This is a genomic window from Citrobacter sp. CK198 (genome assembly GCF_030333295.1).
Taxonomy (GTDB): domain Bacteria; phylum Pseudomonadota; class Gammaproteobacteria; order Enterobacterales; family Enterobacteriaceae; genus Citrobacter_B; species Citrobacter_B koseri.
Genome location: NZ_JAOWGE010000027.1, coordinates 150,021 through 176,629, shown reverse-complemented (window position 1 = coordinate 176,629; position 26,609 = coordinate 150,021). Strand labels below are relative to the sequence as shown.

The 26,609-nt window shown below is 52.3% G+C and carries 28 protein-coding genes; 21 read left to right on the top strand and 7 right to left on the bottom strand.

Annotated elements, in window-relative coordinates; genetic code table 11:
• Positions 1-16: 16 nt before the first annotated feature.
• The 7 genes from flgG to OGY62_RS05820 are packed head-to-tail and all read left to right on the top strand — an operon-like array spanning position 17 to position 6,335.
• Positions 17-802 (top strand): flagellar basal-body rod protein FlgG, encoded by a 786-nt coding sequence (flgG, locus tag OGY62_RS05850; protein WP_012133696.1) that lies wholly within the window; start codon positions 17-19, stop codon positions 800-802.
• Positions 803-828: 26 nt separating this feature from the next.
• The gene (gene flgH / locus OGY62_RS05845; RefSeq protein WP_012133695.1) at positions 829-1,494 is read left to right on the top strand and encodes a flagellar basal body L-ring protein FlgH; all 666 of its coding nucleotides are present in this window, start codon (positions 829-831) and stop codon (positions 1,492-1,494) included.
• Positions 1,494-2,597, top strand: a complete 1,104-nt coding sequence (locus tag OGY62_RS05840; protein WP_012133694.1) for a flagellar basal body P-ring protein FlgI — start codon at positions 1,494-1,496, stop codon at positions 2,595-2,597. The genes flgH and OGY62_RS05840 overlap by 1 nt, the downstream gene beginning before the upstream one ends.
• 9 nt (positions 2,598-2,606) lie before the next feature.
• Positions 2,607-2,996, top strand: a complete 390-nt coding sequence (locus tag OGY62_RS05835; RefSeq protein ID WP_012133693.1) for a rod-binding protein — start codon at positions 2,607-2,609, stop codon at positions 2,994-2,996.
• 3 nt (positions 2,997-2,999) lie between these two features.
• A complete protein-coding gene (gene flgK, locus OGY62_RS05830; RefSeq protein WP_012133692.1) occupies positions 3,000-4,385 on the top strand; it encodes a flagellar hook-associated protein FlgK in 1,386 nt (461 codons plus the stop codon).
• Positions 4,386-4,407: 22 nt separating this feature from the next.
• Positions 4,408-5,325 (top strand): flagellar hook-associated protein FlgL, encoded by a 918-nt coding sequence (gene flgL / locus OGY62_RS05825; protein WP_075203780.1) that lies wholly within the window; start codon positions 4,408-4,410, stop codon positions 5,323-5,325.
• Between the two features lie 5 nt (positions 5,326-5,330).
• On the top strand, positions 5,331-6,335 hold the full coding sequence (locus OGY62_RS05820; protein WP_115615036.1) for a hypothetical protein: 1,005 nt from the start codon (positions 5,331-5,333) through the stop codon (positions 6,333-6,335).
• A gap of 40 nt (positions 6,336-6,375) precedes the next feature.
• Here the strand turns inward: OGY62_RS05820 and OGY62_RS05815 are convergent, their stop codons facing one another.
• From OGY62_RS05815 to OGY62_RS05805, 3 genes are all read right to left on the bottom strand, one after another.
• Positions 6,376-6,846, bottom strand: a complete 471-nt coding sequence (locus OGY62_RS05815) for a hypothetical protein (protein ID WP_248623437.1) — start codon at positions 6,844-6,846, stop codon at positions 6,376-6,378.
• Entirely contained in the window at positions 6,818-7,771 is a 954-nt protein-coding gene (locus tag OGY62_RS05810) for a winged helix-turn-helix domain-containing protein (protein WP_248623438.1), read from the bottom strand. The genes OGY62_RS05815 and OGY62_RS05810 overlap by 29 nt, the downstream gene beginning before the upstream one ends.
• 294 nt (positions 7,772-8,065) lie before the next feature.
• On the bottom strand, positions 8,066-9,328 hold the full coding sequence (locus OGY62_RS05805; RefSeq protein ID WP_000608644.1) for an IS1380-like element ISEcp1 family transposase: 1,263 nt from the start codon (positions 9,326-9,328) through the stop codon (positions 8,066-8,068).
• A gap of 847 nt (positions 9,329-10,175) precedes the next feature.
• Here OGY62_RS05805 and OGY62_RS05800 point away from each other — a divergent pair.
• The 14 genes from OGY62_RS05800 (at position 10,176) to OGY62_RS05735 (ending at position 21,085) form a co-directional block, all read left to right on the top strand.
• Complete coding sequence (locus tag OGY62_RS05800) at positions 10,176-11,054, top strand: flagellin N-terminal helical domain-containing protein (RefSeq protein WP_024130628.1); 879 nt, start codon at positions 10,176-10,178, stop codon at positions 11,052-11,054.
• 43 nt (positions 11,055-11,097) lie between these two features.
• A complete protein-coding gene (locus tag OGY62_RS05795) occupies positions 11,098-11,232 on the top strand; it encodes a hypothetical protein (RefSeq protein WP_269779992.1) in 135 nt (44 codons plus the stop codon).
• A gap of 69 nt (positions 11,233-11,301) precedes the next feature.
• Positions 11,302-12,195, top strand: a complete 894-nt coding sequence (locus OGY62_RS05790) for a flagellin N-terminal helical domain-containing protein (RefSeq protein ID WP_058668671.1) — start codon at positions 11,302-11,304, stop codon at positions 12,193-12,195.
• A gap of 204 nt (positions 12,196-12,399) precedes the next feature.
• Positions 12,400-13,728 (top strand): flagellar filament capping protein FliD, encoded by a 1,329-nt coding sequence (fliD, locus tag OGY62_RS05785; protein ID WP_286459317.1) that lies wholly within the window; start codon positions 12,400-12,402, stop codon positions 13,726-13,728.
• 22 nt (positions 13,729-13,750) lie between these two features.
• Positions 13,751-14,143: a flagellar export chaperone FliS gene (gene fliS / locus OGY62_RS05780; protein WP_012133681.1), complete on the top strand. Its 393-nt coding sequence runs from the start codon at positions 13,751-13,753 to the stop codon at positions 14,141-14,143.
• Complete coding sequence (locus tag OGY62_RS05775) at positions 14,140-14,445, top strand: hypothetical protein (protein WP_012133679.1); 306 nt, start codon at positions 14,140-14,142, stop codon at positions 14,443-14,445. The genes fliS and OGY62_RS05775 overlap by 4 nt, the downstream gene beginning before the upstream one ends.
• Positions 14,445-15,518: a flagellar hook-length control protein FliK gene (locus OGY62_RS05770; RefSeq protein ID WP_115609571.1), complete on the top strand. Its 1,074-nt coding sequence runs from the start codon at positions 14,445-14,447 to the stop codon at positions 15,516-15,518. Before OGY62_RS05775 ends, OGY62_RS05770 begins: the two co-directional genes overlap by 1 nt.
• 13 nt (positions 15,519-15,531) lie before the next feature.
• Entirely contained in the window at positions 15,532-16,002 is a 471-nt protein-coding gene (locus tag OGY62_RS05765) for a flagellar basal body-associated FliL family protein (protein WP_012133676.1), read from the top strand.
• Positions 16,003-16,021: 19 nt separating this feature from the next.
• A complete protein-coding gene (locus tag OGY62_RS05760; protein WP_012133675.1) occupies positions 16,022-16,717 on the top strand; it encodes a FliA/WhiG family RNA polymerase sigma factor in 696 nt (231 codons plus the stop codon).
• 7 nt (positions 16,718-16,724) lie between these two features.
• Positions 16,725-17,588, top strand: coding sequence for a flagellar motor stator protein MotA (gene motA, locus OGY62_RS05755; RefSeq protein WP_012133674.1), 864 nt, complete (start codon positions 16,725-16,727; stop codon positions 17,586-17,588).
• Complete coding sequence (gene lafU, locus OGY62_RS05750; protein ID WP_012133673.1) at positions 17,588-18,535, top strand: putative lateral flagellar export/assembly protein LafU; 948 nt, start codon at positions 17,588-17,590, stop codon at positions 18,533-18,535. The genes motA and lafU overlap by 1 nt, the downstream gene beginning before the upstream one ends.
• A gap of 16 nt (positions 18,536-18,551) precedes the next feature.
• A complete protein-coding gene (locus tag OGY62_RS05745) occupies positions 18,552-19,364 on the top strand; it encodes a C40 family peptidase (RefSeq protein WP_308385075.1) in 813 nt (270 codons plus the stop codon).
• A 43-nt stretch (positions 19,365-19,407) separates the two neighbouring features.
• A complete protein-coding gene (parM, locus tag OGY62_RS05740) occupies positions 19,408-20,442 on the top strand; it encodes a plasmid segregation protein ParM domain-containing protein (protein WP_196491298.1) in 1,035 nt (344 codons plus the stop codon).
• Positions 20,435-21,085 carry a hypothetical protein gene (locus OGY62_RS05735; RefSeq protein WP_146235382.1) on the top strand — a complete coding sequence of 217 codons (651 nt, stop codon included), beginning with the start codon at positions 20,435-20,437 and terminating at the stop codon, positions 21,083-21,085. Before parM ends, OGY62_RS05735 begins: the two co-directional genes overlap by 8 nt.
• Positions 21,086-21,165: 80 nt before the next feature.
• Here the strand turns inward: OGY62_RS05735 and mtr are convergent, their stop codons facing one another.
• From mtr to OGY62_RS05715, 4 genes are all read right to left on the bottom strand, one after another.
• Complete coding sequence (mtr, locus tag OGY62_RS05730) at positions 21,166-22,410, bottom strand: tryptophan permease (protein WP_024130622.1); 1,245 nt, start codon at positions 22,408-22,410, stop codon at positions 21,166-21,168.
• A 136-nt stretch (positions 22,411-22,546) separates the two neighbouring features.
• Positions 22,547-23,935, bottom strand: coding sequence for a tryptophanase (tnaA, locus tag OGY62_RS05725; protein WP_012133668.1), 1,389 nt, complete (start codon positions 23,933-23,935; stop codon positions 22,547-22,549).
• A 125-nt stretch (positions 23,936-24,060) separates the two neighbouring features.
• On the bottom strand, positions 24,061-24,156 hold the full coding sequence (gene tnaC / locus OGY62_RS05720) for a tryptophanase leader peptide (protein WP_024130621.1): 96 nt from the start codon (positions 24,154-24,156) through the stop codon (positions 24,061-24,063).
• A 221-nt stretch (positions 24,157-24,377) separates the two neighbouring features.
• On the bottom strand, positions 24,378-26,540 hold the full coding sequence (locus OGY62_RS05715; protein ID WP_286459314.1) for a TonB-dependent siderophore receptor: 2,163 nt from the start codon (positions 26,538-26,540) through the stop codon (positions 24,378-24,380).
• Positions 26,541-26,609 lie beyond the last annotated feature (69 nt).

The window sequence follows — 26,609 nt, the reverse complement described above, 5'->3', positions numbered from 1 at the left end:
ATAAGAAGGAATAAAGATGAATCCCGCTTTATGGATCAGTAAAACCGGCCTGGCGGCGCAGGACGCCAAAATGACCGCGATTTCCAACAACCTGGCGAACGTCAACACCACCGGGTTTAAACGCGATCGCGCGATGTTCGCCGATCTGTTTTATCAGAATCAGCGCACGCCAGGCGGGCAGCTCGATCAGAACAATATCGCGCCGACCGGCATTCAGTACGGCACCGGGGTGAAGATCGTCGGGACGCAGAAAGAGTTTACCGTCGGCAGCATCCAGAACACCGGGCAAACCTTCGACGTGGCAATCACCGGGCAAGGGTTCTTCCAGGTGGAAACTGCGGATGGCGATATCGCGTATACCCGCGCCGGTAATTTCCAGAAAACGCCAGATGGCGTGCTGACGAATGCGCAGGGGCTGCCGCTGGTGCCGCAGATTGAATTGCCGGAGAACGTCAAAGATTTGCAGATTGGTAAAGACGGCACTATCACCGCGACGGTGGCAGGCGAAACCGATCCGGTGGAGCTGGGGCAGTTGACGCTGGTGAACTTCGTCAATCCGGCCGGTCTGGAGGCGATAGGCGGCAACTTATACCGTGAAACGGCGGCCAGCGGCGAAGCGGTTGAAGGCGTACCCGGCGAGGACGCGCTCGGACAACTGGAGCAGGGCTCTCTGGAAGGTTCTAACGTACAGGTCGTTGAAGAGATGGTCGACATGATCACCGTTCAGCGTGCCTACGAAATGAACGCCAAGATGGTCTCTGCCGCCGATGACATGTTGAAGTTTGTCACCCAGTCGATGTAACGACAGGGCTTTAAAGTGAAAGAGAAATGAAAAAGCAGTTAGTTATCAGTCTACTGGCGCTGTTTTTGTCGGGCTGCGAAAGCCCGGCGTTGCTGGTGAAAAAAGACGATGCGGCGTATGCGCCGCCGGAAGATATCGTGGTGCCTGAAACGCAGGTGCGCGGCGGTGGGTTATATAACGGCAACTACAACTGGTCGTTGACCCAGGATCGCCGGGCTTATCGCGTAGGCGACATCCTGACCGTTAAGCTGGATGAGTCTACTCAGGCCAGCAAGCAGGCGCGCACTAACTTTGGTAAGAAAAACGATGTTTCCCTGGGGATACCGGAAGCATTCGGCCATTCAATCGATAAGCTTTCCGGCTCGATTGACGGCAACCGAAACTTTAACGGTAATGCCACCTCGCAGCAGCAAAACAGTCTGCGCGGCGCGATCACCGTTGCGGTTTATAAAGTGTTGCCAAACGGCGTGCTGGCGATTCGCGGGGAGAAATGGCTCACCCTCAACCAGGGGGATGAGTATATGCGGGTGACGGGCCTGGTGCGCGCGGAAGATATCGAACGCGACAACTCCGTCTCTTCACAGCGAATCGCCAATGCCCGTATCTCCTATGCCGGACGCGGCGCGCTCAGCGACGCGAATGCGGCAGGCTGGCTGACCCGCTTCTTCAACCACCCGCTGTTCCCAATTTAATGGAGGCCATGATGCGTAAACTGGCACTCTTTTTCCTGCTGATTTGCAGCATGAACGCGGCGGCGCAGCGTCTTGGCGATGTGGTCGATATTCAGGGCGTACGCGGCAACCAACTGGTGGGCTACAGCCTGGTTGTGGGGCTTGACGGTACAGGGGATAAAAACCAGGTCAAGTTCACCAGCCAGTCCGTTACCAACATGCTGCGCCAGTTTGGCGTGCAGTTGCCTGCGAAGATTGATCCGAAGGTGAAGAACGTCGCGGCCGTGGCGATTAGCGCCACGCTGCCGCCGGGCTATGCGCGTGGGCAAAGTATTGATGTAACCGTCTCCTCGATTGGCGATGCGAAAAGCCTGCGTGGCGGTACGCTGCTGCTGACTCAACTGCGCGGTGCTGATGGCGAAGTGTATGCGCTGGCACAGGGGAATGTGGTGGTAGGCGGCGTGAAAGCCGAGGGCAACAGCGGCTCCAGCGTGACCATCAACACCGCGACCGTTGGCCGTGTGCCAAACGGCGGCTCGGTGGAGCGCGAAGTGCCGAGCGATTTCCAGCAGGAGCCGGTGGTGATGCTGAACCTGAAACGTCCCAGCTTTAAGACTGCCAACAGCGTCGCAGTCGCGCTGAACAACGCCTTTGGTTCCGGCACGGCGACCGCGCAAAGCGCGACTAACGTGGCGGTACGTGCGCCGATGGGCGCGGGCGATCGGGTGGCCTTTATGTCCTCTCTGGAAGATGTGCAGATTAACGCCGGTAAACAGCCGCCACGCGTGGTGTTCAACGCCCGAACGGGAACGGTGGTCATTGGCGATGGCGTAGTGGTGCGCGCTGCGGCGGTATCACACGGCAACCTGACCGTCACCATCCGCGAGTCGTCGAACGTCAGCCAGCCTGGCGCATTCAGCCAGGGAAGAACGGTTGTCACGCCGGAAAGCGACGTCAACGTTAACCGTGGCCGGGGTCAGATGGTGACTATTGCGGCAGGAACCAGCCTGCGCAGCATCGTGAATACCATTAACAGCCTTGGCGCGGCGCCGGACGACACGATGGCTATCTTACAGGCGCTGCATGAAGCTGGCGCGCTGGATGCTGAACTGGTCGTGATTTAAGGAAATACCATGCTGAATGCCATTAACCGACAAACCGCGATTCTGCCCGGCGATCTCTCCGGGCAGGTAAAGCCGCAGAATCTTGAACAGGCCGCCGAACAGTTTGAGGCGCTGATGCTGCGTTCCATGCTGTCGCAAATGCGCAAGGCGTCCGATGTGCTGGGGGAAGACAACCCTTTCAACAGCAAACAGCAGCGGATGATGCGTGATTTTTACGATGACCGACTGGCGTCTGACCTGGCGTCTCAGCGCAGCACCGGGATTACCCAGATGATCATCAACCAGCTTTCGCCGCAGGTGAATACGCCGCTTAAGAAAACGGATGAAATGACCGCTTTAGAAGAGCAACCGAAAGAACTTAAAACGCCTGTGGTTCCGGTAATGCGCGGGCAGGAGTAAGCCATGAGTATGATTAATATTGCCTTCAGCGGTTTGCAGGCAGCCCAGGTGGGCATGAATGTCACCTCGATGAACATCGCTAACCTGCTGACGCCGGGGTACAGCCGCCAGGGCATTATCCAAAGCTCCATCGGCCCAATGGGGGAAGCGGGTTTTACCGCCGGGAACGGGGTACAGGTCGACAGTATTCGCCGCATCTCCAGTCAGTATCTGGTTAATCAGGTGTGGCAGACCAACTCGAAAGCCAGCTATTTCGAAACCGGAAATCAATATATTGGCGCGCTGGAACAGGTGATCGGCACCGACTCTACCAGTCTTGGTAACGGGCTGGATGATTTTGTCAGCGCCCTGAGCGCATTGACCCAGACGCCGGAATCCCCGGCGCTGCGTCAGCAGCTTATTAACCAGGCGGGCGCGCTGGCGACCCGCTTCAATAACGTTAACAACTTCATCTCCAGCCAGAAAGAGTCGATCAACACCCAGCGCAACGCGATGGTTGACCAGATCAACACCCTGAGTACCAGTATTGCGGACTACAACAAAAAAATTACCGACATGGAGTCAACCGGCGGTAACAGCAGCGTACTGCGCGATCAGCGTGATGAACTGGTAAAACAGTTAAGTACGCTGGCGGACGTGAAGGTGACGGACGATGGTTCCAGCGGGTACACCGTCTCAATGGCGAACGGTCAGCCGCTGGTGAGCGGTAAGGTCGCCGGGCAGCTCAGCGCGGGGCAGGACGCCAACGGCAACTCCACGCTGACGCTGAAATTTTCCACCAGCGAGTTCACGCTGAACCCGTCGGCGGGCGGTCAACTTGGCGCGCTGTATGATTATGAAACCGGCACCCTCCAACAGATGAAAGATTCGGTGCAAGGGATGGCGGAATCGGTGGCAAAACTGTTTAACGATCAGCTGGCGAAGGGCTATGACCTGAATGGCAATTCAGGCAAGCCGCTGTTTACTTTCGATCCGAGCAATCCTGCGGGCATGTTGCAGGTGACGGATCTGAAGCCTGAAGAACTGGCGCTGTCCGGCATCCAGGCCGACGACGGCACGGGCGTACCGGGCAACGGCGATAACCTGAAGGCGCTGATCGAACTGAAAAACCAGAAAACGGATATTCCGGGTCTGGGAAATATGAGCCTGAGCGAAGGGGCTGCGGCGATCATTTCCACTATCGGTATTGCCAGTAAGCAGAGCAAAACAGAAATGGAAGCGGCGTCGACGGTGCGCGACCAGGCGCAGAATCAGCGCGATAACCTGAGCGCGGTAAACCAGGATGAAGAGGCGATTAATCTACAGATCTACATGCAGGCTTACCAGTCAAACATGAAGGTGATCTCCACCGGAAATCAGATCTTCAGCGACCTGCTGGGGATGTTTTAAGCGCCATCAGAGAATTTAAATTATGCGTATTAGTAGTCTTTACAACTCAAATGCCATGCTGGCGCAATTAGGCGTTAACGGCACGCGTATCAGTAAGTTGATGGAGCAGATGTCGACGCAAAAGCGCATTAATGTGCCGTCTGACGATCCTGTTTCCGCAAGTCGTCTGGTGCAACTGAACCGTGAGCAGTCTGCGATTAAACAGTATCAGAGCAATATTTCCAGCCTGAGCGGCGCGCTGTCGATTCAGGAGTCGAACATCACCGCGCTCAGTAACCAGATGCTGGCGGTCGGCGATAAGCTGAAGCTGGCGAATAACAGTACGCTCAGCCAGAAAGATATGGCGGGTTACGGCATGGAGCTTTCTTCAATGCTGGATTCGCTGGTCGCCACCCTGAACGCTAAAAATGAAAACGGCAGCTATCTGTTTTCCGGCACGCAGACCGACAGCCAGACGGTAACGTGGGACGAGGCGAAAGGGCAGTATGTGTATGGCGGCAATGACAGCAGCCGCGAAACGATTGTCGCGAACGGCGTCTCTATTACGGAAAACACCCATGTCGCTCAGGCATTCTCCGGTTCAGGAAACGACCTTGAGATGCTGAATAAATTGAAAGCGCTCAGCGACAAAATGCAGGACCCGAACGCGAATTACGCTGACTATAAAGACGAACTGGAGGAGATGATCGGTGTCGCGCAAAATACCAGCGATAACATCTCCAGCCTCTTCACCGATCTTGGCGGCCGTCAGAACCGCCTGACGTTGCTCAGCGATGCGCACAGCGATGTCAGCCTTGCGAACGATCAGGTTGTACGGGACCTGTCCGAAACGGACTGGGCGACCACCAGTATCAACCTGCAACTGTATACGCAGTCGGTGCAGATCACTAATAAGGCTTACAGTATGGTGAGTCAGCTTAACTTGTTTAGTCTGTTGTAATTGTTATGCAGGTAGGTTTAAAAACAACGTCCCTTACGACTTCCGCGCCCGCAACCGGGCGCGGAAGCATTGATGCGCCGCAAACGGTCGGCCGCGTCAACGCGCCAGAAATCACCGCGACCCGCAATGCGTTCCCCGAATCGGCGCTGTTGTCCCGCCGTCCGATGCGCTACAACGTACAGCTAAATCAACAACTCACGGCAGTGCAGCAGGCTGACAGCTATCTGGCGCAGACGGAAACACAATTGTTGCAGGTACGTCAGTCGTCGCTTCGCGGCGATGCGACGCAGCCGGCGAATACGCTGCAAAAACATTTGATGCGTCGGACGCAGCTTTCCGGCGGCACTGTCGATCGCCATCTGACCGCGTCGCTGGAGCAAAAAAGCACGGTTAACTTTACGCTTCCCGGCAGTGAGAGGCTTCTCAGCCTGCCGGGGGGAGAAACGCTGGTATTTTCACTGGGCGGGCGACAGCGTGAGATGACCGCCATTTCTTTGCCGGAAGAGGCGACGCCGCGTCAGACGTTGACCCAGTTGAATGTGGGGCTGGGCCGTCTGGGGATTCATGCGCGTCAGACGGCAAACGGGCAACTGATGTTCAGCGTGGATGAAAGCCGTTGGGAGCGGGTCAGCCAACAGCTCACCGTGCGCGGAGAGGGCAGGCATTTCCCCGCCGATGCGTTTACGTTGCTCACGCCACAGGCGGAAACGGCAAGCAGCGATGAGGTTGTTTCGCTGGCGACGCGTCGGGAAAGGGAAAGTCAGGTAAAGCTGCAAAATACGCTGGAGCACATTACCACCCAGCGCAGCAGGCTTCGTCAACAGCAGGAGCGCGTGGCGTCGCGCATCAATGATATGGCGACGGTATACAGCCCGGCGCAGGCCCGGGAAACCGCGCGCGGCCTGGGGGAAGCGCTGGCGAGCAGCGCCAGCAGCTACAGCACCCTCTCCAGGGCGCTGGGCGCGCAGGCAAACGTCAGGCTGGCGACGGTAAAAAATTTGCTGGGGTGATTATCGTAACCGGAAGCGGGCCTCCGCCTCCGGTTTTGACTTACTGCTGGATGGGGTAGAGAAAAATCGACCCGCTTTGCCCTACCACTAGCGGTTGCCCGTTAAATGCCAGCGGCTCCATCCAGAAATTGGTGTTCATCAGCATATCGACCAGACCATCTATCATCAGCCCCTTGTGCGTGGTGGTGTAGTAGATGGGCGTCAGGTAAAAATAGAGTTTGCCGTTTTTCCCTGACGTCGGCGTAAATTTTTCCTTTAGTACGAAACGATTGTCATCAGGGCTGGTAATGGTCGCCAGAATGGTGCCTTTCGTTGTTTTCATCCGTGAATTATAAATTTCTTTCGTCTGCGACATCAGGTCATAGAAACCAAGCTGGAAAGTCCCTTCCACATCCGTATTGGGGCGCTCTGCGCCGCCTGTGAGGGTGCTGGTGCCGAATGCGATGGCGAGAAGCATGGAAATACTCAACAAAATCACAAAATTAACTTTCTTTGCATGTTGCCATTTCATTCAGTTTTCTCCGGGTTTCACGCATAATCAGGTTGTTCAGCCGTGTCGGATCGATACGCCAGTGATAAATCGTCATCGCTAACTGCTTTTTGTCGCACTGGCTGGTAAGGGCGAACGTGTAGTTCAGCGATGAATTGGTGATGCTAAAGTAGACGCTCATCCTGACTGACTGCATTTTGATCTGCTGATTAATGGCATAAAAAGTGTCTTTCAGCTTGGTGTACAAGTTATTGGCGTCATAAGACGGCTCGCTGCTCGTCCCAATGGAATACAGGTTGATGTTGCTGTAAACGTTAGGCTGTATCTCCTGGGCGACCAGATGCTCATGACCTTTCAGTTTCATGTACCAGCCGGTAAAGAGTATGCTGCCGATCGCCGTCAGCGCGAGCAGTAAAAACACGGTGGTCCAGTGGATGGATTTTTTCACTGGCCTGGTCGTTGCAGGCGGCGTTACGCGGACGATATCGTTCGCTTGTTCCGCGACAGGAAGTGACGTCTCGTCGACAACCTCATATTCCCCGGCTAAATCGGAGGGGGCGTTTTCTTCCAGCGGAAGATGATTTTCTTCGGGATCGCGAACCTCGCTCTCTTCTTTTTCGATAAAGCAGCAATAATCAGGCTCAAGCAAATACCCTTTTTTAGGGATGGTTTTGATGATTTTTTGCTTTTTGCCGTCGTCTTCCAGTGCCGTACGCAACGCGTGGATGGCATTGGGCAGACTGTTATTACCGATGACGCGGCGTTCCCAGACCAGCGTGGTGAGTTCTTCACGCGTAAAGATCTTTCCCGCATCTTGCATGAGCGTTTCAAGGAGTTTGAGTTGATATTCTCCCAGACGTTTACGTTCCCCTGTTGTTAAATGGAGAATAGATCCCGAGGGGATATCAACCAGCCAGTTATTAACGGAGTAATAGCGTTTATTCATTTATTCATCGATGGATATACCACCCCAGTAAATGCAACGGCTAAATATCGCAAGAAAATATAGCCTGAACACGGATGTTGACTATCTCCTAAATTCCACGTGTGTTTTTTATTAGCTTCAAAAATCACTATTTCACGAAGAATTTAGACTGCTTCTCACACATTGTAACATTATTTACAACCACCTTTCAATCATTTTTGATAAATCATTGATTTCATCTTTGCTGCAATGATACTTAATAAACTCTGCAAGTTATCCACAGAGCAACACTCAATTTTATTGATGATATTCTTATTATACCAGACATTTTTCATACACTCCCTTGTACGGATAGTTTTCCGACAACTTCATGATTACATATCTTGCGGTTTTGATTATTTTTGCTGCAAGAAATACATACTTCAAACGAAAGGTCTTTATTTGCTGTCTGTATTCTGAAGAGTCCAAGGAATCAAACTTGAACAACAAAAATAGGTTATATGAAAGCATCATCATTTGAAACACGGCTTCATTCGCCCAAAATGACTTTAGCAAGAGATGACCCACCGCCATGTCGTATTTGGCTTCTTTGATATAGTTTTCAGCATTACCACGCTTTTCATAGTATATAACTACTTTTTCAGAAAGCAAGGTAGTATTTGTTACAAAGAAAAAGTAGTCGTATTCGGAACCTTCTAAAAGTGATAATTGTGCTCTTTCTTTTTCTGGTTTCAGTACGCGAGATACGACAAATCTTCTGTCTTTTTCCCATTTAACTAATTTTGTATACAGTTCTGTAGTTTCTCTACCTTCTTCTCCTTTAACGAATACAATTGATGAATTCGTTGCTTGTGAGGTGAGTGTAGAATAACTTTTGGCTTTAATTAAATATTTGCATCCAAGAGATTCTATCGTTTCGATAATTTTTTCATCAAAGTAGCCACTATCCATTCGAAATAAAATTTCTAAATCGTCTGATTTGATGTTAGCAACAATTTCTTTGATCATTTCCGCAGCACCGTTTGCAGTGTAAGTATTGCCACTTCTTACAAATCCGGTAACATATGCTTTTAATTCGTCGCAAAATGCAAATTGGATATTGTAGCATCGGTTTCCCAGTTTCTTAGGATTATATCCTTTTGACGCACCTTCTTGATGACCTTCTACGTTAATTACACTACTATCAATATCAATCGTAATGGATGTCAATTTACTTTTAGTGAGCAGTTTTTTAAAGACTTTAAAATTAATGTCTCTAAACATTTGGGTTGTCTTGAAGTTGAAGTTTCCTAGAAACCGTGACACTGTTTCAGGTTCTTTTACGGAAATATCAAACTCGTTGACGAGGGGATCATTTTGAAGTAGCTTTAGACGTTCTAACTTATCAATGCCAATGAAGTGACCGCAGAGCATGGTCTTTATATGATTCATCTTGATTTTATTTGTTGAGTCATTATCAAATACGAGGTCATTTTCAATAAAATCAAAAATCCCATTGCTTTTTGCATTCTCAAGGAGCAGAAAAAGACCTGCATTTGATGTTAGATTCTTAGCTTTGAAATCAATTTTATTAATCATAATTAGAACCCCTTTTTACTACTTTTCTTACTATTATTTTACCATATATCGAGTCATAAAAGCTGATAATTTAACATATTTTTGAGCACTTTTCTTTCACCCAATGGGTGAAAGCTGAATTTCGAAGGAATGCATATTTATCAAGGCTTTGATTATGCTTTTTGAAGTACTGACGTAGAATCTAGGTATCTGTTAATTCCATTTGAAATTCTTAATGAATGCCGCTTGCCTGCGGGAGGTGAGGAAACGAAAAGCGCTTTTGCCGATGACTGAGTTTGTTTTTCAGCCTGAACAGCACTCAGAAACAAGACACCAGCGGCCTGCTGTTGTTCTGATTATCGCGGAATCATCTTTTCCTGGCGCTCTTTTTACGCGATAAAAATGTGATGTGCAACCTCATTTGCAGTGAAAGATTCGCCTTATTATTAATTCTTCTGATTAAAAGTTAATCGAAATAGTTAAAAGATCCTTATGTAAAATCAGGCCATGCGAATGTGAAAAATTTGTGTTCATCAATCTCCTTTCATGGGGTGTGGGTATATTTTTTGGCAGATTAAAACAATAAACAAGAAAAAATAAAGGAGCGGAGTTAATTTTTTTATCGTTTGTGTCGCCTGATTGCATAATTATGGGGTTGGTTTTATTGCCGGGCTAAAGGTGGTTTATTGAGGATGGTATAATAAGAATAATTAATTGGATATTTTTCGTCTTGAAAAAAGAGGGTGACAAATCTTTAAATAAATTTTCATTAAATGAATTTAATTTTTCGTTGTGGTGGGTCGTTTTTATCAGTCAGCAACGACAAGAACCTGATAAAACAGACAGGTAATCCAAGGAGAAATATATTATGTCGCTTTCGATTTTCACCAGTGCTTCTTCTATGGCATCCACCAATGCCCTGAATAAATCCAACAATCTGCTGTCTACCGCAATGGAGCGTCTGGGCACCGGCAAACGCATCAACTCCGCAGCGGACGATGCGGCGGGCTTGCAGATTGCCACTCGCCTTCAGGGTCAGACCAACGGCATGGCCGTTGCGCAGCGTAACATCTCTGATGCCACCGCACTGCTGCAAACCGCAGAAGGCGCGTTCGACGAAGTGAGCAACATCATGTACCGCATGAAAGATCTCGCCACCCAGGCAGCGAACGACACCAACACCACCAAAGACCGTGATGCCATCAACGCTGAAATGAACGACCTGAATGCCGAACTGAAAAACATCATGGGCAACACGTCTTATGCAGGCGATAAATTATTCGGTACCGGCGGTAAATTTGCCGATTCCCTGAACTTCCAGATTGGTTCTTCCTCTGGAGAAACCATGACCGTGAGCCTGGGTGATGAACTGGGCGGTACAGCGAGTGGCCTGTTTAGCGCTTCTGGTTTCTCGGGTATCGGTGACTGGAACAATACCGCTTCCGGTATCAATATCGGGAGCGCCTCCGACGCTACGGCGATGATGAACTCTCTGGAAACGGCGCTGAATGACGTCGGTGCCGTGCGTTCCAAAATGGGTGCGAGCATTAACCGTCTGGGCCACACCGCGGCCAACCTGGCAAACATGAAAGACAACACCGATCTGGCGCTAAGCAATATTCAGGATGCGGACTTCGCCAGCGAAGCCTCCTCCATGACGCGTAACCAGATGCTGGCGCAGACCAGCATGTCCATGCTGAAACAGTCCAACAGCATGTCCAGCATGGTGATGTCTCTGCTGGGTTAACAGTAAGCCGCCGCTTGCCTGGAAAGGCAGGCGATGTGTTCTTATGACGCTGCATCCTGCACGGGGTGCGGCTTTTTTTGTGTCTGCTGTTGCCGTGCAGATCCTTTTGCCGTCTTTCTTCGCCATTTTTTTCCCCGGGTTGCCTGAAAAATGGTCATTCGAACGTCGTCGGATTTAATTTTCGAAATGGATGTGTCGTTTTGAATCAGTACAACGAATGAATGACCTGAATGAATAAGGAATATCTATGTCGCTTTCTATTTTCACCAGCGCTTCTTCCATGGCATCCACCAATGCCCTGAATAAATCCAACAATCTGCTGTCCACCGCAATGGAACGTCTGGGTACTGGCAAGCGTATTAACTCCGCAGCGGACGATGCGGCGGGTCTACAGATTGCCACCCGTTTGCAGGGCCAGACCAACGGCATGGCCGTTGCACAGCGCAACATCTCTGATGCCACTGCGCTGCTACAGACCTCCGAAGGTGCGTTCGACGAAGTGAGCAACATCATGTACCGCATGAAAGACCTTGCCACCCAGGCAGCGAACGACACCAACACCACCAAAGACCGCGATGCCATCAACGCCGAGCTGAACGACCTGAACTCTGAGTTGCAGAACATCATGAACAACACCTCCTATGCAGGTGACAAACTGTTCGGCGCTTCCGGTAAGTTTGGCGAAGCGATGAACTTCCAGATTGGCTCTTCCACCGATGAAACCATGCAGGTTGATCTGTCTAAAGAGCTGAAAGGTTCTGGCACCGACTCGCTGATTGATGCCAGCGGCGGTTTTGGCACGATTAGCGATACAGGCAGCAGCTACTACTCGGCCAGCGGCATCAACATTACTGACGCTGCCGGCGCGAAAGATCTGATGAACAACCTGGAAACTACGCTGAATGACGTCGGTGCCGTGCGTTCCAAAATGGGTGCGAGCATTAACCGCCTGGGCCACACCGCGGCTAACCTGGCGAACATGAAAGACAACACCGATCTGGCTCTGAGCAACATTCAGGATGCGGACTTCGCCAGCGAAGCCTCCTCTATGACCCGTAACCAGATGCTGGCGCAAACCAGCATGTCCATGCTGAAACAGTCCAACAGCATGTCCAGCATGGTGATGTCTCTGCTGGGTTAATCCTTCGCGGATATCTGCCCCTAAAACACCGCTGTATGGCGGTGTTTTTGTATCCGGCAATGCGCTTCCTTCTGCCGGAAATTGCGGAAGGGGACATTCCTCCTCTTACGTAACTCATTGATAAATACTTATTAAAAAATTGGCACGATAGTTGCTTTATCTACTGTATGTTGAAAGCGGCGCGCGTGCCCGGAGAAACCCACTATGTCTGATTTTGATCCAACGACACTGGCCACACAGTTGGCAGGCTATGACATTCTTGCGCTGCAAACCTCGCTGAAATCACAGACTTCCACGCTGGAAGCGCAGAAAAAAGCGCTTTCCTCGCTGCGTACCGCCCTGTCGGATTTCCGTTCGGCAATCACCGGGCTGAATTCCTCCAGCACCAGCGTGCTGAAAAATACCGCGACCATGAACCAGGAAGGGATCGCGACCATCACCGCCAGCGCGTCTGCCCGTAAAGGGACATACAGCCTGAACGTCACCCAACTGGCTTCTGCGCAGCAGAAAGGGTTTGACGGGCTTGATGATGAGGCGATTAAAAACGCCAGCGGTACGCTGAAGATCAATCTCAACGGCGAGAGCCTTGAAATTGAGATGGATGATTTAGACAGCCTCGCTGATTTTGCCGACGCCATCAATAATGCGGATTTCCCGAGCGCGTCTGACACCGCGACCTCTGACGACGGTCAGAACGGCGTTACCGCTTCGCTGATGCGTATTGATGGCAAGGTGACGCTGATGATGAGCAGCGATCAGAGCGGCGAGAAATACGATATTCAGCTGGATACCAGCGGCATGACCAACGGTCAGGATATCTTTAATGGCGAGAATGTGATTACCGCCGGTAAAGATGCCAAATTCACCGTTGGCGATTCCAGCACCGTTTACTCCAGCAGCTCCAATACCCTGGATAACCTGGTAGACGGCGTTTCGATCAAACTGACCGGCACCACCGAAGCTAACAAGCCGCTGGTTATTTCAGTCGACACGGATGCCACGGGGACAAAGGAGCAAATCCAGGCCTTTATCGATGCCTATAACACGTTGCAGGACACCATCTCCGGGCTGACGGCGACCGGCAGCAGCTCTGATTCGCGCGGCGCGTTTGCCGGTGATGCCAGTATCTCCTCGTTAACCAACGATCTGAGCAACATGCTGCGCGGCACCTTCGGCGATCAAAACATGACGAAGTTCGGCATTACTGCCGACAAAGACGGCAAGCTGTCGATCGACGCCGACACGCTCAATGAGCAACTGAAATCAAATCCGCAATCGGTCTCTGATTTCTTCAACGGGAATAACGGGCTGATTAAAGCGATGGATAAATCGCTGGATAAATACCTGAACACCAGCACCGGTTTATTAAAAGGTCGCCAGGAAACGCTCGACAGACAGCAGCGCGACATCGACACCAAAACCGAAAAAATGAACACGCGTTATGAGTCCTCCTATAACCGCTATCTGAAGCAGTTCACGCAGTTACAGTCGATCATGACGCAGATGAATAACACCATGAGTATGTTTAGCTAATTCTTAGGGAATTTAACTTTCAATGTACGGTAACGAGCAGGAAGGCTTCGGCCTCTATCACCAATCTGACCTGGCGATTCAGGCCGCAGCAGCGAATCCGCATCAGTTAGTGCTGATGTTGTTCAATGGCCTGATGGACGAACTGGTACGCGCGAAAAGCCATATTGCGGCGCGTCGCTACGAACGTAAGGCGCAAAGCATTAATAAATGCATCGACATCCTGAACGCGCTGACCAGCGCGCTGGATTTTGAAAAAGGCGGCGAGCTGGCATTAAGTCTGGCGAATCTTTATGACTACTGCGTTTACCGTCTCTATGACGCCAGCCACAAGCTGTCTGTAGAAAATATTGAAGAGGTGGAAGTTATCCTCGGCAATATTCAGGACGGCTGGGAAAAAATGGGTCAGGGAACATGAGCTATGCGTTGACGATGCGAACGCTGATGCAGGCGTTACGCCAGGCCGCAGCCGACCATAACTGGTCTGCCGTACGGAATGTTGACCTGAAGATTGCTGAATTGCTTACCGCTGTCCGGGGTAAACCCCTGGACGCGGCAGACAGCAAAGCCCTGGACGAGCTGCGGGAAATCCACCGTCAGGTGCGCGATTACTGTCAGGGGCAGAGCGACATTATTGCGAACAAAATGGCGCTCGCCATGCGCAATCGTGAAGGTGCGACGGCGTATGCCGCGTTTATGGACGCAGAGGATATGGGGTAATGGATATTCTCAATCTTTCTCAAAATGCGGGGCACGCTTCCGGTTTGCCGATGCAGGCGGAGACGATCGCCGGGCAGAGCGGCGCTCAGTCATCTGCCGGGCAGATGCAGCCAGGATTCAACGATGCGTTGATGAATGTTGTCAGCACGCTGATGGGCGGGCAGGGCAAAAATGCCCTGGGGATTACCGTCAGCGCGCAGCCGGTGAGTGTACAGGACGAGGACGATACGGGCGATCGGCATCAGAAGGATGCCTCTCCGTTGAAAGACGATGCGCAACAGCAGCTGTTGCAGGCGCTGTTGATGACCGGGCAGATGCCGGTTAAACCCGTCAGCTACGCGGGTCGTTCGCAAAACGAGATGAATGCGCTGACGTTGCAGACGCAGCCGTTACTGGCGGGACAGTTGCAGGATAAGGGGGCGTTATCGCCAACGCTGCGCCCGATGCTGGCGGCAGGGGTTAACGTAACGCCTGCGACCGAGTCGCCGCAGACGCCAACCGCAGGGTTGCAGCACATTACGCCGCAGCTTATGACCGCAGTCGCTGTGGCGACGCCGACAGTGAATGCGCAGCCGGTCTCCGTTGTCTCCACGACGCCAACGGCGGCGGTGACGCCTGATGCAATGTTTGCGCATACCTCGACATTAAAACTTGATACGGAAACCTCCCGCTGGACGCAGCAGTTGCAAAGCGCGTTGGGCGATCGTCTGCAACTTCAGGTGAAGAACCAGATCCAGCACGCCACTATCCGTCTCGATCCGCCTGAAATGGGCAAGATCGACATCTCGTTGCAGCTTGATAACGGGCGCGTACAGGTACAAATCAACGCCAGCCATGCTGAGGTCTATCGTGCGCTTCAGCAAACGAGCAACGATCTGCGCCAGAGCCTGACCGAACAGAACTTTGTTCAGGTAAACGTGCAGGTCTCCTCTCAGTCAGGGCAGCAGCAGGGCAAAGAACAGCAGTTCGCACAACAACACGCCATCATTCAGGCGGGAGATGAGATCGCGGCAGGTCTGCCGGAATCAGAAAGCACCCGCCGTGAAGATGATTCGGTATTACTGACCGTTTAACAAAAAGACATTTATGAACGCAAAAACAATCTCCTTTGGGCTGGCGATCGCTTTGGTTACCGCTTTACTGACGGCATGTTTAACCGTTGCCGGCACCTGGCTACTTCGCGCGGACACGGCATCGGAGAGCAATCCGTTGACGAGCTTATTTAAATCCTCCACGCCGCAACAGGTGGAGTTCGTGGAAATTAAAAACATCCTCATCACCCTGAAAGGGAAAGGTAATGCGGAGCGTTATCTGATGCTGGAACTGAACCTGGCGACCATGAGCGCGGAAAACGCGCGGACGGCGCAAGACATGATCCCTGCGATTCGCGGGGCGACCGTCAATTTGTTTTCTGAAATGGACTATGACGCCGTGCGTGCGCTAAGCGTCAGCAACCTGCACGACAAACTCAAAGCCGCCTATGCCGCCAGATTTGACAGCCTGAAGATGGACGTCCCCTTTGATGACGTCATCATCAGCAAAATGGTCTTCCAGTGATTGATAAGCCGTATTGGACATGATGGATTTTATCGCAAGTGAAACGCTGACGCCTGCGGATGAAGCGCGCTATGTCAGCACGTATCTGCCGCTCGTCAACAAAGTGGTGAAGCAACTCGCTTACCAGACCAGTAGCGTTATTGATCGGGATGATATGGAACAGATCGCGCTAATGGGGTTATTAACCTCGTTGCGCCGTTACGGTCATCCTGATGAGCAGTTTGCCGCTTATGCCATACAACGCGTTCGCGGCGCGGTACTGGATGAGCTGCGGTTGCTTGACTGGCGTCCGCGTCGTTTGCGACAGAAAACGCATAAGCTCAATGACGCAATCCGCGAGATTGCGCGTCAGCTGGGGCGTACGCCCAGCTTTGAGGATATCAGCCACCATCTTTCCATTACGGCTGAAGAGTATCAGGAATATCTCTTACTCGATTGCGCCAAAACGCTGGAGAGTCTCGACGATCTTTTGGGTAATGACGTATATGCGGGGGCGCTGGATAGCCGTCCGCTTGAAGAAGAGATCATCGTCAGCAGAACGTTACGCAACGCGTTGGCGAGTCTTGATGAGCGTGAGCAACTTATTCTCACGCTCTATTACCAGCATGAAATGAGCCTGAAGGAAATTGCGCTGGTCCTCAATTTAACCGAGGCCAGGGTATGTCAGCTCAATAAAATCATTGCGCAAAAAATTCAGTCTTTTTTCCAGAAGTGAAAGGTTTATGCAGAAATTCTTAGGTATTCTCATCATCATGGGGTGTGTTGTCGGCGGCTTTATTTTGTCAGGCGGACACCTCGCCTCATTCTGGCAGCCGGGTGAAATCATCATTATTCTTGGCGCGGGACTGGGGGCGATGGTACTGGCGAACCCCAAAGCGGTGCTGAGCGAAATGTACCGTCAGTTTCGCGGCATTATGCGCAAAAACGAATATACCGATGAGTATCAGCGCCAGCTGCTGATGCTGCTGTATGAACTGCTGGAACTGGTGCAGGACGGCGGCCTGAAGGTGCTGGATGAGCATATCGAAGCACCGGAAAACAGCGCGTTATTCCAGAAATACCCCCTCATGCTGCACGACAAAGCGCTGGTGACGTTCATCTCCGATAACTTCCGCCTGATGGCGATGGGGAAAATCAACGAGCACGAGCTGGAAGGGATTCTCGAACAGGAACTGGTGGCAATGGAAGAGAACCTTCTGCAACCGTCCCGCTCTTTGCAACGTACTGCGGAAGCGATGCCTGGATTCGGCATCTGCGCGGCGGTACTTGGCATCATCATTACCATGCAATCCATTGACGGCTCGATTGCGGTCATCGGCGTGAAGGTTGCGGCCGCTCTGGTGGGAACCTTCCTCGGCGTATTCTTCTGTTACTGCCTGATGGACCCGGTGGCGAACGCCATGGAGCAACGCACCAAAAAGCAAATCTCGGTGCTGGAGTGCGTGCGTACCGTACTGGTGAACCACGTTGCCGGTAAGCCGACGCTGCTGGCGGTCGATGCCGGGCGCAAAATGCTGCCGATGGACACGAAACCGACATTCGCGACGCTGGACGGTTGGGTAAACCAGATGATGGGTGATGCCTGATGCGTAACCGCAGCAAAGAACATACCACGATCATCAAACGCTCCTCGCGTAAGAGCCATGATGAATTTCATGGCGGCGCCTGGAAAGTGGCCTTCGCAGACTTCACGCTGGCAATGATGGCGCTGTTTATGGTGCTGTGGATCATGGGCGCGGTAACGGAAGAAGAACGTAAAGAGATTGTCTCCATGCTTAATGGCGAGTCGGTCTTTGAAGGCAACTCATTAACGCCCATTACGCAAAAAGAGGGGCAGGGCGGGCAGCTTTCGCTGATTGACAGCCGTCATCCGAAAACGCCTAAACCGTCGAAAACGGCAGAGTCGTCAAAACCGTTGACCGATGCGGAGAAGCAGGTTGCTCAGCAGGCGAAACAGACGGAAAGCCTGGACGACGTGAACGCCCGCTCGCGTAATGAGATTGAAGATCTGGCGCGCATTATCATGAAAATCACCTCGACGTACGATGCGCAAGCCAACCTGAAAATGGAAATTGTGCCGCAGGGGCTGCGTATTCTGGTCTCGGACGATCAAAAACGCGAGATGTTCCAGCGCAGTAGCGCAATCCTGACGCCGTTTTTCAAACGCTTACTGACGGAGTTTGCGCCGGAACTGAACAAGATCGACAACAAGATCATCATCACCGGCCATACCGATGCCACGCGTTTTCGCGATCAGGTGCTTTATAACAACTGGAACCTGTCCGGTGAACGCGCCATGCAGGCGCGGGCGGTTCTGACCACCGGGGGGCTGGATCAAAGCAAAATTCTGCAAGTGAGCGGCATGGCGGATCAGATGTTGCTTGACCCGCAACATCCGCTGAGTTCCGCGAACCGCCGCATTGAAATTATGGTGCTGACGCATTCCGCCAGTGATTCTCTGTACCAGTTCTTTGGGCAGCATGGCGAAAAAGTCATTAAACCGCTGACCGATAAACTGACGAAAAACCATTAATCAGATCGTTATTGCTGTGAAACGTTTCATCCGTTCTGTCCGTTTTGTACCTGCCCGGCATGTTCTGTGCCGCCAGGTACCTTTTTTTTCTCTCATCCTGTTATTGCTGATGCCGACGGGTTACAGCATCGCAAAGCCGAAGCCTGTAGAAGCGGGTATGACGCAGCAGGAAAACGCGTTGCAGATGCGGAAAAAAAATCGCGAGCGGCTGATGGCGAAAGTGAAAAAACGGACTGCCGTCGTACCGTTAACGCCGGAACAAAAGCAGCGGGAAACGGCGAAAAAACTGGCTGACCGCACTAAAAATCGCGAGATGCTGGCAATGCATGCCCGCTGGCAGCCCGGTAGCCTGGGCGGCTCCGACACACTGTGGAGTCAGGCGCGCAAAGGGAAGGACAAAACGGGGCGCATCAGCCCGAAACTGGCGTCCCGATTACATACCGTCATCAAGCGTCTGGAAGACCAGTTAGGTAAGCCCTATGTCTGGGGCGGTAAAAATCCGCTGGAAGGATTTGATTGCAGTGGCCTGGTTTTCTACGCCTTCAATCATGTGCTGGAGCGCAAGCTACCCCGCACGGCAAACGGCATGTATCAGGACCCCACTCTTAAACATATTCGCGTAGATAAACTCCGTCGCGGCGATCTGGTGTTTTTTAACATTAACCAGCGACCGGGCGCCGACCATGTTGGCGTCTACCTTGGAAACGATGAGTTTATTGAGGCCCCGCGTAGCGGGCTAAATATCCGCATTAGCCAGCTTTCAGATGATTTCTGGCAATCGCATTACCTCGGCGCTCGCCGCATTCTGACGGAAGAGGCGATGCTGTAAAAATGACCCTTAGATTGAGTTAAAACCCATGACCGCAACACGTATGAAATTCGCCATTGATGATGGCTCAACCAATGTGAAAATTAGCTGGATTGAAAACGGTACGCTGAAGACCGTTGTTTCGCCGAACTCCTTCCGTAAGGACTGGAAAAGCGCGGCGCTGCTGCGTGGTCAGTCGGTATACAACTACACCATCGGCACCACGAAATACACCTATGATGCGACCTCGGATAAAGCGCTTTCCACGACGCACATCGAATACCAGTATGACGATTTGAATCTGCTGGCGGTTCATCATGCGCTGCTGCAAACCGGCCTGACGCCGCGTGACGTTGAAGTTATCGTCACACTGCCGATTACGCAATTCTACAAGCCGGACGATTGCCAGCGTAACGATGAGCGCATCGAAGCGAAACGTCGCAACCTGATGCGTGAGATCTCGCTGAATAAAGGCGAGCTGTTCCGTATCGTTGATGTGCATGTTATGCCGGAGAGCCTGCCTGCGGCGCTGTCGCATCTGCTTAACTCCAACGTGAATGAATTCACCAAGTCGCTGGTCATCGACTGCGGCGGGACAACGCTGGATATGGGGGTGATTGTCGGCGAGTTTGACGATGTTTCCGCAATTTACGGCAACAACGAAATCGGCGTGGCGATGGTGACGGACGCCACGCGTAAATTACTGGCGGCGGCGGACAGCGACTCCAGCTACCTGGTGGCGAACGAGCTGATCAAGCGTCGCAACGATCTGGATTTTGTCAGAAGCGTCATTAACGATGAATCGCGGATTGACGAGATCCTTGAACGGATCGAGATCAAGATTCAGGAACTTGGCGATCAGGTGGCTTATGAAGCGAAGAAATTCGCTAAAAACCCTAACCGCGTTTATCTGGTCGGCGGCGGCGCGCATCTGATCGAATCCGCTCTGCGACAGGCCTATTCGACGCTCGGCGAACGCGTGGTGACGCTCGACAACCCGCAAAGCGCGCTCTCGCGCGAGATCTGCCTGTACCATGCTGAGTCAGGCGTTGAGCAGATTGATTCGCCGCAAATGGTTGAGGTAGGCGACGATGAGTAACAGGCAGATCCGCCGTGTTAACCTCTCATTGCATTTGTCGCCAGAGCGATCGCGCGCGGATTTGCGCGCGATGCTGCAACTAAAAAAATGGTATGGCGCAGTGCAGCGGGACGGAAGCGACGTCAATGACGCCAACATGGAGATCCGCCAGTTTCATCGCAATATCTATCTGTCCGGCCTGCAATTGCATCTTCTCAACCCGCAATTGTGCAGCCATGTTGCAGAATCCCTGAGCCGGGAAGGTTTGAGCCTCGAATCCCTTTGCGCGGAATTGCAGGAGAGCAATTTGCTGCCCGTCGCCCTCATGACCGGCGATGGCGATGCAGAAAAAGAGAAAGACTTCAGCGAACAGCAGCTGGCGCAAATGCGTACGCTGATGGCGCAGACCCTGCAAAAACAGCAGGTCGCCGCGGCGCCATCGGATAACACGCAGCATGAGGAGACGGCAAAACTGCGTGAAGAGGTCGCCCAGCTCAAAGTCTTGCTGGAACAGCAGCATCTGCTGTTACAACAGCTGCGCGTAACGGGGCGCACGTCAGCGGCGGAACCGGCTAAATCCGTAAATGCTGAAGAAGTCGATCTCAGTACCGTAGACGCGCCGACGCAGAAGATGAGTAAAGTGCGTCAGAAAGGGATCTTTTAGACTTTCGCACAGCGCGTCACCAGTGTTGAAAAGGGAACCCGGCGGTTCCCTTTTTATTTTATGCCGCCGCGCACGGCGTACTACCGGTATACCGGCAGAAGGTTAATGCTGGATAGAATATGGATAAGCGCGTTAGCTGCCCCAAAGCATAAAATCAGGACGATCATCGCGTTGCCTCCCCATACCCGATAGTGCGGGCTGTTAAAGCGTTTGCGCGATGCGCGCGCCAGCAGCGCCGGGACAATCGCCGCCCAGACGGTGGCGGCCAGCCCGGCAAAACCGATGGCGTAGATAAACCCATTTGGCCAGATTAAGCCGCCGGTGATGGGCGGCAGAAACGTGACCAGCGCAGTTTTGAAACGTCCTTTTGGCGAGTCGTCGAACCTGAAGAGATCGGCGAGGTAATCAAATAATCCCAGCGTAACGCCGAGGAACGAACTGGCGACGGCAAAGTTGGAGAAGACGGTCAGCAGCAGATCGAGCGTTGAGCTGTTCAGCAAACCGCTCAGCGTCTGTACCAGCACGTCGATATTGCCGCCTTTTTCGGCGATCTCAATAAACGCCGGACGCGGAATATTCCCCATCGTACCGACCAGCCAGATGATATACAGCACCAGCGCCATCAACGTTCCCAGTAGCAGGCAGCGGCGGATGGTCAACGGATCTTTGCCGTAATATTTCATCAGACTGGGCACGTTGCCGTGATAACCAAATGAGGCGAGACAGAACGGCAACGTCATCAGGACGTAGGGCAGGTAGCTGGGGCTGACTTCAGCGGTATTGAGTAAAATTGTTGGCTGGACGTGCCAGAGCAAACCGCCAAACGTCATAAAGAAGGTGAGAATTTTAGCGCCCAGCACAATGGTCGTCATACGGCTCACCGCCCGGGTGCTTAGCCAGACAATAAACGCCACCGCCAGGGCGAATAATAACCCGCCGAGCCTGGCCGGAAAGACGATCCCCATTTGTGCAAAGGTATGGTGAATAACCGAACCGCTGGCGGAAATATAGGCGTAAGTCAGAATATACAGCACGAACGCGACGGTCAGACCGTTAATAATATTCCAGCGATTTCCCAGCAGGTCTTTGGTAATCGTGTCGAAGCTGGCGCCAATATGATAATTCAGGTTTGCTTCCAGGATCATTAACCCGGAATGCAGCATACAAAACCAGGTAAAAATTAATGCCAGCAGTGACCAGAAAAACCAGGCGCCAGACATCACCACCGGGAGAGAAAACATGCCCGCGCCAATAATGGTTCCACCGATAATCATTGCCCCGCCGATCAGCGACGGCGCTTTATTTGCGACCGATAATGTAGCCATAGTGCGTTTTCCTCGCGTGGCTATGCCCGTCATTGTGCAGAGAAAAGGGCGATCCCGTTTTTCTCATGCCTGAATGCGTTGAATATCGTATTAAATAGCGGAATCGCGCTCCCGCAGGGGAGCGCGTATCAGAACGTTATTTCACCGGTTTCAGCCGGGCCACAAAGTGGCGCAGCACCGGCGGTTCATAGGTGAAAGTCAGCCCTTTGATCGATGCGGCGCGGGCTTTTACGGCGATTAACGCGTCCGCGATATAGTCCATGTGATCGTTGGTGTAGACCCGGCGGGGGATCGTCAGACGCAGCAACTCCATTGGCGACGGTTTTTGTTTGCCAGTGGCCGGATCGCGCCCAAGCAGCAGAGAGCCAATTTCCACGCTGCGAATCCCGGCTTCCAGGTACAGTTCGTTATTCAGCGCATGAGCCGGGAACTGTTCTGCCGGAATGTGCGGCAGCAGCAGCTTCGCATCGACAAATACCGCGTGGCCCCCGGTTGGATACTGGATTGGAATCCCCCCTTCGCGCAGTCGTTCGCCCAGGTATTCCACCTGGTTAATCCGATAGGCGAGGAAATCTTCATTCATCCCTTCTTCGAGGCCGATCGCCAGCGCTTCCATATCGCGCCCCGCCAGCCCGCCGTAAGTGACAAACCCTTCCATCGGCACGCAGCGAATGCGCACGTCGTTGAACAGATCTTCATCATCACGGAAGCAGCACAGCCCGCCGATATTGACCATCGGATCTTTCTTCGCCGACATGGTCAGCATATCCCCATACTGGTACATCTCACGGACGATCTCTTTCACCGTTTTATCCGCGTATCCCTCTTCGCGCTGTTTAATAAACCAGGCGTTTTCGCAGAAGCGGGCGGAGTCGATGACCACCGGAATATTGTGCCGCTTCGCTATTTGATACACCTCGCGCATATTGGCGATGGAAACCGGCTGGCCGCCTGAGCTGTTGCAGGTGACGGTGGTGATAATCGCCGCGACGTTTTCTGCGCCATGTTCCGCGATGGTGGCGTTGAGCAGGTCGATATCAAAGTTGCCTTTCCAGTCGTACCATGAGGTGGTGTCGAACGCTTTTGGCGTCACCACGTTGATGGCTTTCGCGCCGTTTAATTCGACATGGGCGGCGGTCGTATCAAAGTGGAAGTTGGAAATAAAGACCGGTTTTTCGGCGTTGCGGCGGGCAATCAGGCAGGGAAACAGAATTTGCTCGGCGCCGCGTCCCTGGTGCGTAGGGATCGTGAACGGGTAGCCGATCAGCTCTTTTACTTTGTCGCACAGATGGTAATAGTTGCGTGAGCCGGCGTAGGCTTCATCGCCCATCATCAGGCCTGACCATTGACGATCGCTCATTGCGCCAGTGCCGGAGTCGGTCAACAGGTCGATATATACATCATCGCTTCTGAGCAGAAAAGGGTTATATCCCGCTTCTTCAAGCGCTTTAACACGGTCGTCCCAGGTGGTCATACGAATGTTTTCTACCATTTTAATGCGGAACGGCTCAGGAATACGTTTCATATTATTTCTCCAATAGCATGTCGCGCTACGCGAACGTTATTTTTGTGCCTTTAACAGGCGCAAGAAATACCGACCAAACGTAGTGTTCAGTTAATTTTTTATTGATGTTGAACGGCTAAGGAGAATTAACGCGGAAAGTCGTTAGAAATACGCGGATCGAGGTTATACCAGAAGTGCAGACCGCCTGCGGCAATGAGGCGATAAAACGATTTGTGTTTCATTACATCGTCCTCCATGAGTGAAAGGGAATTTAAAAATAGCGGAAGATTAAAATTTATCCGCGATAAAAATCACAAAATGTTAAATCTGATACAGTTCAGTTAAGAAAGTTGATGAGGCGCGCATTTTTGCGTTCATTGGGCGGTGTGAGTTTATTCATCTTAATGTGAGGGAATAGCGGGAATACCCTGCCAGAATTGACAGGGTATTTGGACGAGAAGGATCAGAACTCCATTTTTACCGTGAACTGAACTTCACGAGGGTCGCCAATCTGATTACCCAGATTATTGGTGGCAATGGATGAGGTGTAATACGTTTTATCAAACACGTTTTTCACGTTGAGTTGCAGAGTCACCGGGTATTGCAGTTTCATCTTATAGGCTGCAAAGGCATCGGCCACAAAATAACCAGGCAGATAATAGTCCGCGCCGTTGGTGGCGGAACGACGGCTTACGCCATGTCCGCCGCCGCCAATGGTCAACGTATTGCCCATAAAGGCGTTGTGAATGTCATAGGTCAGGAACAATGAACCGGTATGACGCGGTACGTTAGGCAGCGGTTTCCCTTTGTAATCGGGATCTTCCGTGACTTTCGCTGCGGTATAACCGTAGCTGGCGATGATATTGGTATTGGGCGTCAGCGAGCCCGCGACATCCACTTCCACCCCCTGTGAGCGTACGCGCCCTGCGGTTTTCGCCACGGTTTCGCCATCCACGATTTCGTTGTACAGCACGTTGCGCTTATCAATATTGAACAGGGCGATATTGGCGGTGATGCCGTCAAAGAGATCGAATTTCGCCCCCACTTCATAGGCGGTAGAGGTTTCCGGCGGCAGATCGCCAATGTAGCTGGCAATAGAGTATTGCGGCATAAAGGCGCGCGATACGTTGCCGAACAGCGACACAGAAGGGGTCAGCTTATAGACCATGCCGAATTTCGGCACCCACTGCTGATCCGTGCTGTCGGTGTTGACGTTGAACGGGCGGCCCTTCCCGGCATATTCGGTGTAGTACTGATAGCGCATCCCGGCGACGGCGATCCACTTATCGGTCAGATACAGCGCATCCTGTACGTAAGCGGAATAGCTCTCCTGCTTAATCGTCTGGTCGCTGTCGGAGGCCGAGACGCTGGTGCATTTGCCGAGCGTACCGTAGACCGGATTGTAAATATTAAAGCCTTTCACGTTCTTACAGCGAATCATATCCGTGCGCAGCAGATCGTAATTCTCATAAGAGACGCCGGTCAGGATCTCGTTATAGAAACCAGCGATATCCACGTTTCCTTGTAAATCGGCGCGGGTCGCATGCATCCGTTGGGTGGAGCCTTGCGTCGCATCCACGCGGCGGGTCAGGTTCCCGGTAGCGGAATCATAAGCCATCACGCGAGCCTGGTTATCGCTGTATTTATCCTGGCTGAAGCTGTAATCAAACTTCGCCGTCCACGCGCTGTTGAAGCGATATTCGGCATTGAGCTGCGCCAGATCCGATTCGCCATCGGTGATATTGAATTTCTCATCAAAGCGAGTTTTCCGATCCACGTTAACCGGCTGTTTGGTATTGAGATCGAAAATGGTGCCGCGATCGAACGGGGCTTTGTAATTACGGTGCGAATAGAGCACGCTGACCGTCGCGTTGTCGCCAAACCAGGTCAGGGAAGGGGAGATGAAGCTGCTCTGGTTAGTACCATAGTTGCGCCAGTAGTCCTCGTGCTGATACTCACCGATCAGGCGATACGCCAGTTGGGTGCCTTCAATCGGCCCGGTGATGTCAAACTGGCCTGTGCCGCCGCCGAAGCTGGAGGAGGTGGCGGAAATCGAGCCGCCAAATTGCGTTTGCGGACGTTTGGTCACGACGTTAATCAGGCCGCCGGGATCGAGAATACCGTACAGCGTGGAGGCCGGGCCTTTCAGCACTTCCACCCGCGACGTGGCCGCGTTGAAACTGCGCGGCAATACGGTTTTAAGACCGTTGGTCATCACGGAACCGTCACGATTCGCGCCGAAACCACGGCGAACAAACGCATCCTGCGTTCCGCCCAGCGTGTTGGTTTGCACAACGTTGCTGACGTTATACAGCGCTTCATCGAGGGTTGTGGCGTTCTGATCTTCCAGCACTTTGTCGCTGACGGTATTGACCACCTGCGGGATATCCAGCAGCGGCATCGACGTCAGCGTGGCGGTGGACGAACTCAGCGGTTGATAACCTGACGTGACGGCCTGATCGGCAGAAGAGGCGTCTGCGCGCACGGTCATCGTCTCTTCATTTTTGAGCGGCGAGTTTTCTTTTTCCGCTGCCATGACCGCAGGAGCCGTCGTGATACCCAAAAACAGAGCGGAGCACAGCGCTCGCCCTTTCATCCCAGAAAAATAAGGAGTTAACTTAGCCATCTTTTATTTATTCCGCAAAATACCCTGCCAAAAACGGGAGGGTAAACAGGTTTATCCAGTTCATTGCCC

Bases quoted from the DNA above. Each gene is read 5' to 3' on its own strand.
- flgL (WP_075203780.1), top strand. From the start codon at position 4,408: ATGCGTATTAGTAGTCTTTACAACTCAAATGCCATGCTGGCGCAATTA.
- OGY62_RS05800 (WP_024130628.1), top strand. From the start codon at position 10,176: ATGTCGCTTTCGATTTTCACCAGTGCTTCTTCTATGGCATCCACCAAT.
- mtr (WP_024130622.1), bottom strand. From the start codon at position 22,410: ATGGCTACATTATCGGTCGCAAATAAAGCGCCGTCGCTGATCGGCGGG.
- lafU (WP_012133673.1), top strand. From the start codon at position 17,588: ATGCGTAACCGCAGCAAAGAACATACCACGATCATCAAACGCTCCTCG.
- flgG (WP_012133696.1), top strand. From the start codon at position 17: ATGAATCCCGCTTTATGGATCAGTAAAACCGGCCTGGCGGCGCAGGAC.
- OGY62_RS05775 (WP_012133679.1), top strand. From the start codon at position 14,140: ATGAGCTATGCGTTGACGATGCGAACGCTGATGCAGGCGTTACGCCAG.
- flgK (WP_012133692.1), top strand. From the start codon at position 3,000: ATGAGTATGATTAATATTGCCTTCAGCGGTTTGCAGGCAGCCCAGGTG.
- OGY62_RS05765 (WP_012133676.1), top strand. From the start codon at position 15,532: ATGAACGCAAAAACAATCTCCTTTGGGCTGGCGATCGCTTTGGTTACC.
- fliD (WP_286459317.1), top strand. From the start codon at position 12,400: ATGTCTGATTTTGATCCAACGACACTGGCCACACAGTTGGCAGGCTAT.
- parM (WP_196491298.1), top strand. From the start codon at position 19,408: ATGAAATTCGCCATTGATGATGGCTCAACCAATGTGAAAATTAGCTGG.
- fliS (WP_012133681.1), top strand. From the start codon at position 13,751: ATGTACGGTAACGAGCAGGAAGGCTTCGGCCTCTATCACCAATCTGAC.
- OGY62_RS05835 (WP_012133693.1), top strand. From the start codon at position 2,607: ATGCTGAATGCCATTAACCGACAAACCGCGATTCTGCCCGGCGATCTC.
- OGY62_RS05805 (WP_000608644.1), bottom strand. From the start codon at position 9,328: ATGATTAATAAAATTGATTTCAAAGCTAAGAATCTAACATCAAATGCA.
- OGY62_RS05820 (WP_115615036.1), top strand. From the start codon at position 5,331: ATGCAGGTAGGTTTAAAAACAACGTCCCTTACGACTTCCGCGCCCGCA.
- motA (WP_012133674.1), top strand. From the start codon at position 16,725: ATGCAGAAATTCTTAGGTATTCTCATCATCATGGGGTGTGTTGTCGGC.
- OGY62_RS05815 (WP_248623437.1), bottom strand. From the start codon at position 6,846: ATGAAATGGCAACATGCAAAGAAAGTTAATTTTGTGATTTTGTTGAGT.
- OGY62_RS05795 (WP_269779992.1), top strand. From the start codon at position 11,098: ATGACGCTGCATCCTGCACGGGGTGCGGCTTTTTTTGTGTCTGCTGTT.
- tnaC (WP_024130621.1), bottom strand. From the start codon at position 24,156: ATGAAACACAAATCGTTTTATCGCCTCATTGCCGCAGGCGGTCTGCAC.
- OGY62_RS05715 (WP_286459314.1), bottom strand. From the start codon at position 26,540: ATGGCTAAGTTAACTCCTTATTTTTCTGGGATGAAAGGGCGAGCGCTG.
- OGY62_RS05810 (WP_248623438.1), bottom strand. From the start codon at position 7,771: ATGAATAAACGCTATTACTCCGTTAATAACTGGCTGGTTGATATCCCC.
- OGY62_RS05790 (WP_058668671.1), top strand. From the start codon at position 11,302: ATGTCGCTTTCTATTTTCACCAGCGCTTCTTCCATGGCATCCACCAAT.
- flgH (WP_012133695.1), top strand. From the start codon at position 829: ATGAAAAAGCAGTTAGTTATCAGTCTACTGGCGCTGTTTTTGTCGGGC.
- OGY62_RS05760 (WP_012133675.1), top strand. From the start codon at position 16,022: ATGATGGATTTTATCGCAAGTGAAACGCTGACGCCTGCGGATGAAGCG.
- OGY62_RS05770 (WP_115609571.1), top strand. From the start codon at position 14,445: ATGGATATTCTCAATCTTTCTCAAAATGCGGGGCACGCTTCCGGTTTG.
- OGY62_RS05735 (WP_146235382.1), top strand. From the start codon at position 20,435: ATGAGTAACAGGCAGATCCGCCGTGTTAACCTCTCATTGCATTTGTCG.
- tnaA (WP_012133668.1), bottom strand. From the start codon at position 23,935: ATGAAACGTATTCCTGAGCCGTTCCGCATTAAAATGGTAGAAAACATT.
- OGY62_RS05840 (WP_012133694.1), top strand. From the start codon at position 1,494: ATGGAGGCCATGATGCGTAAACTGGCACTCTTTTTCCTGCTGATTTGC.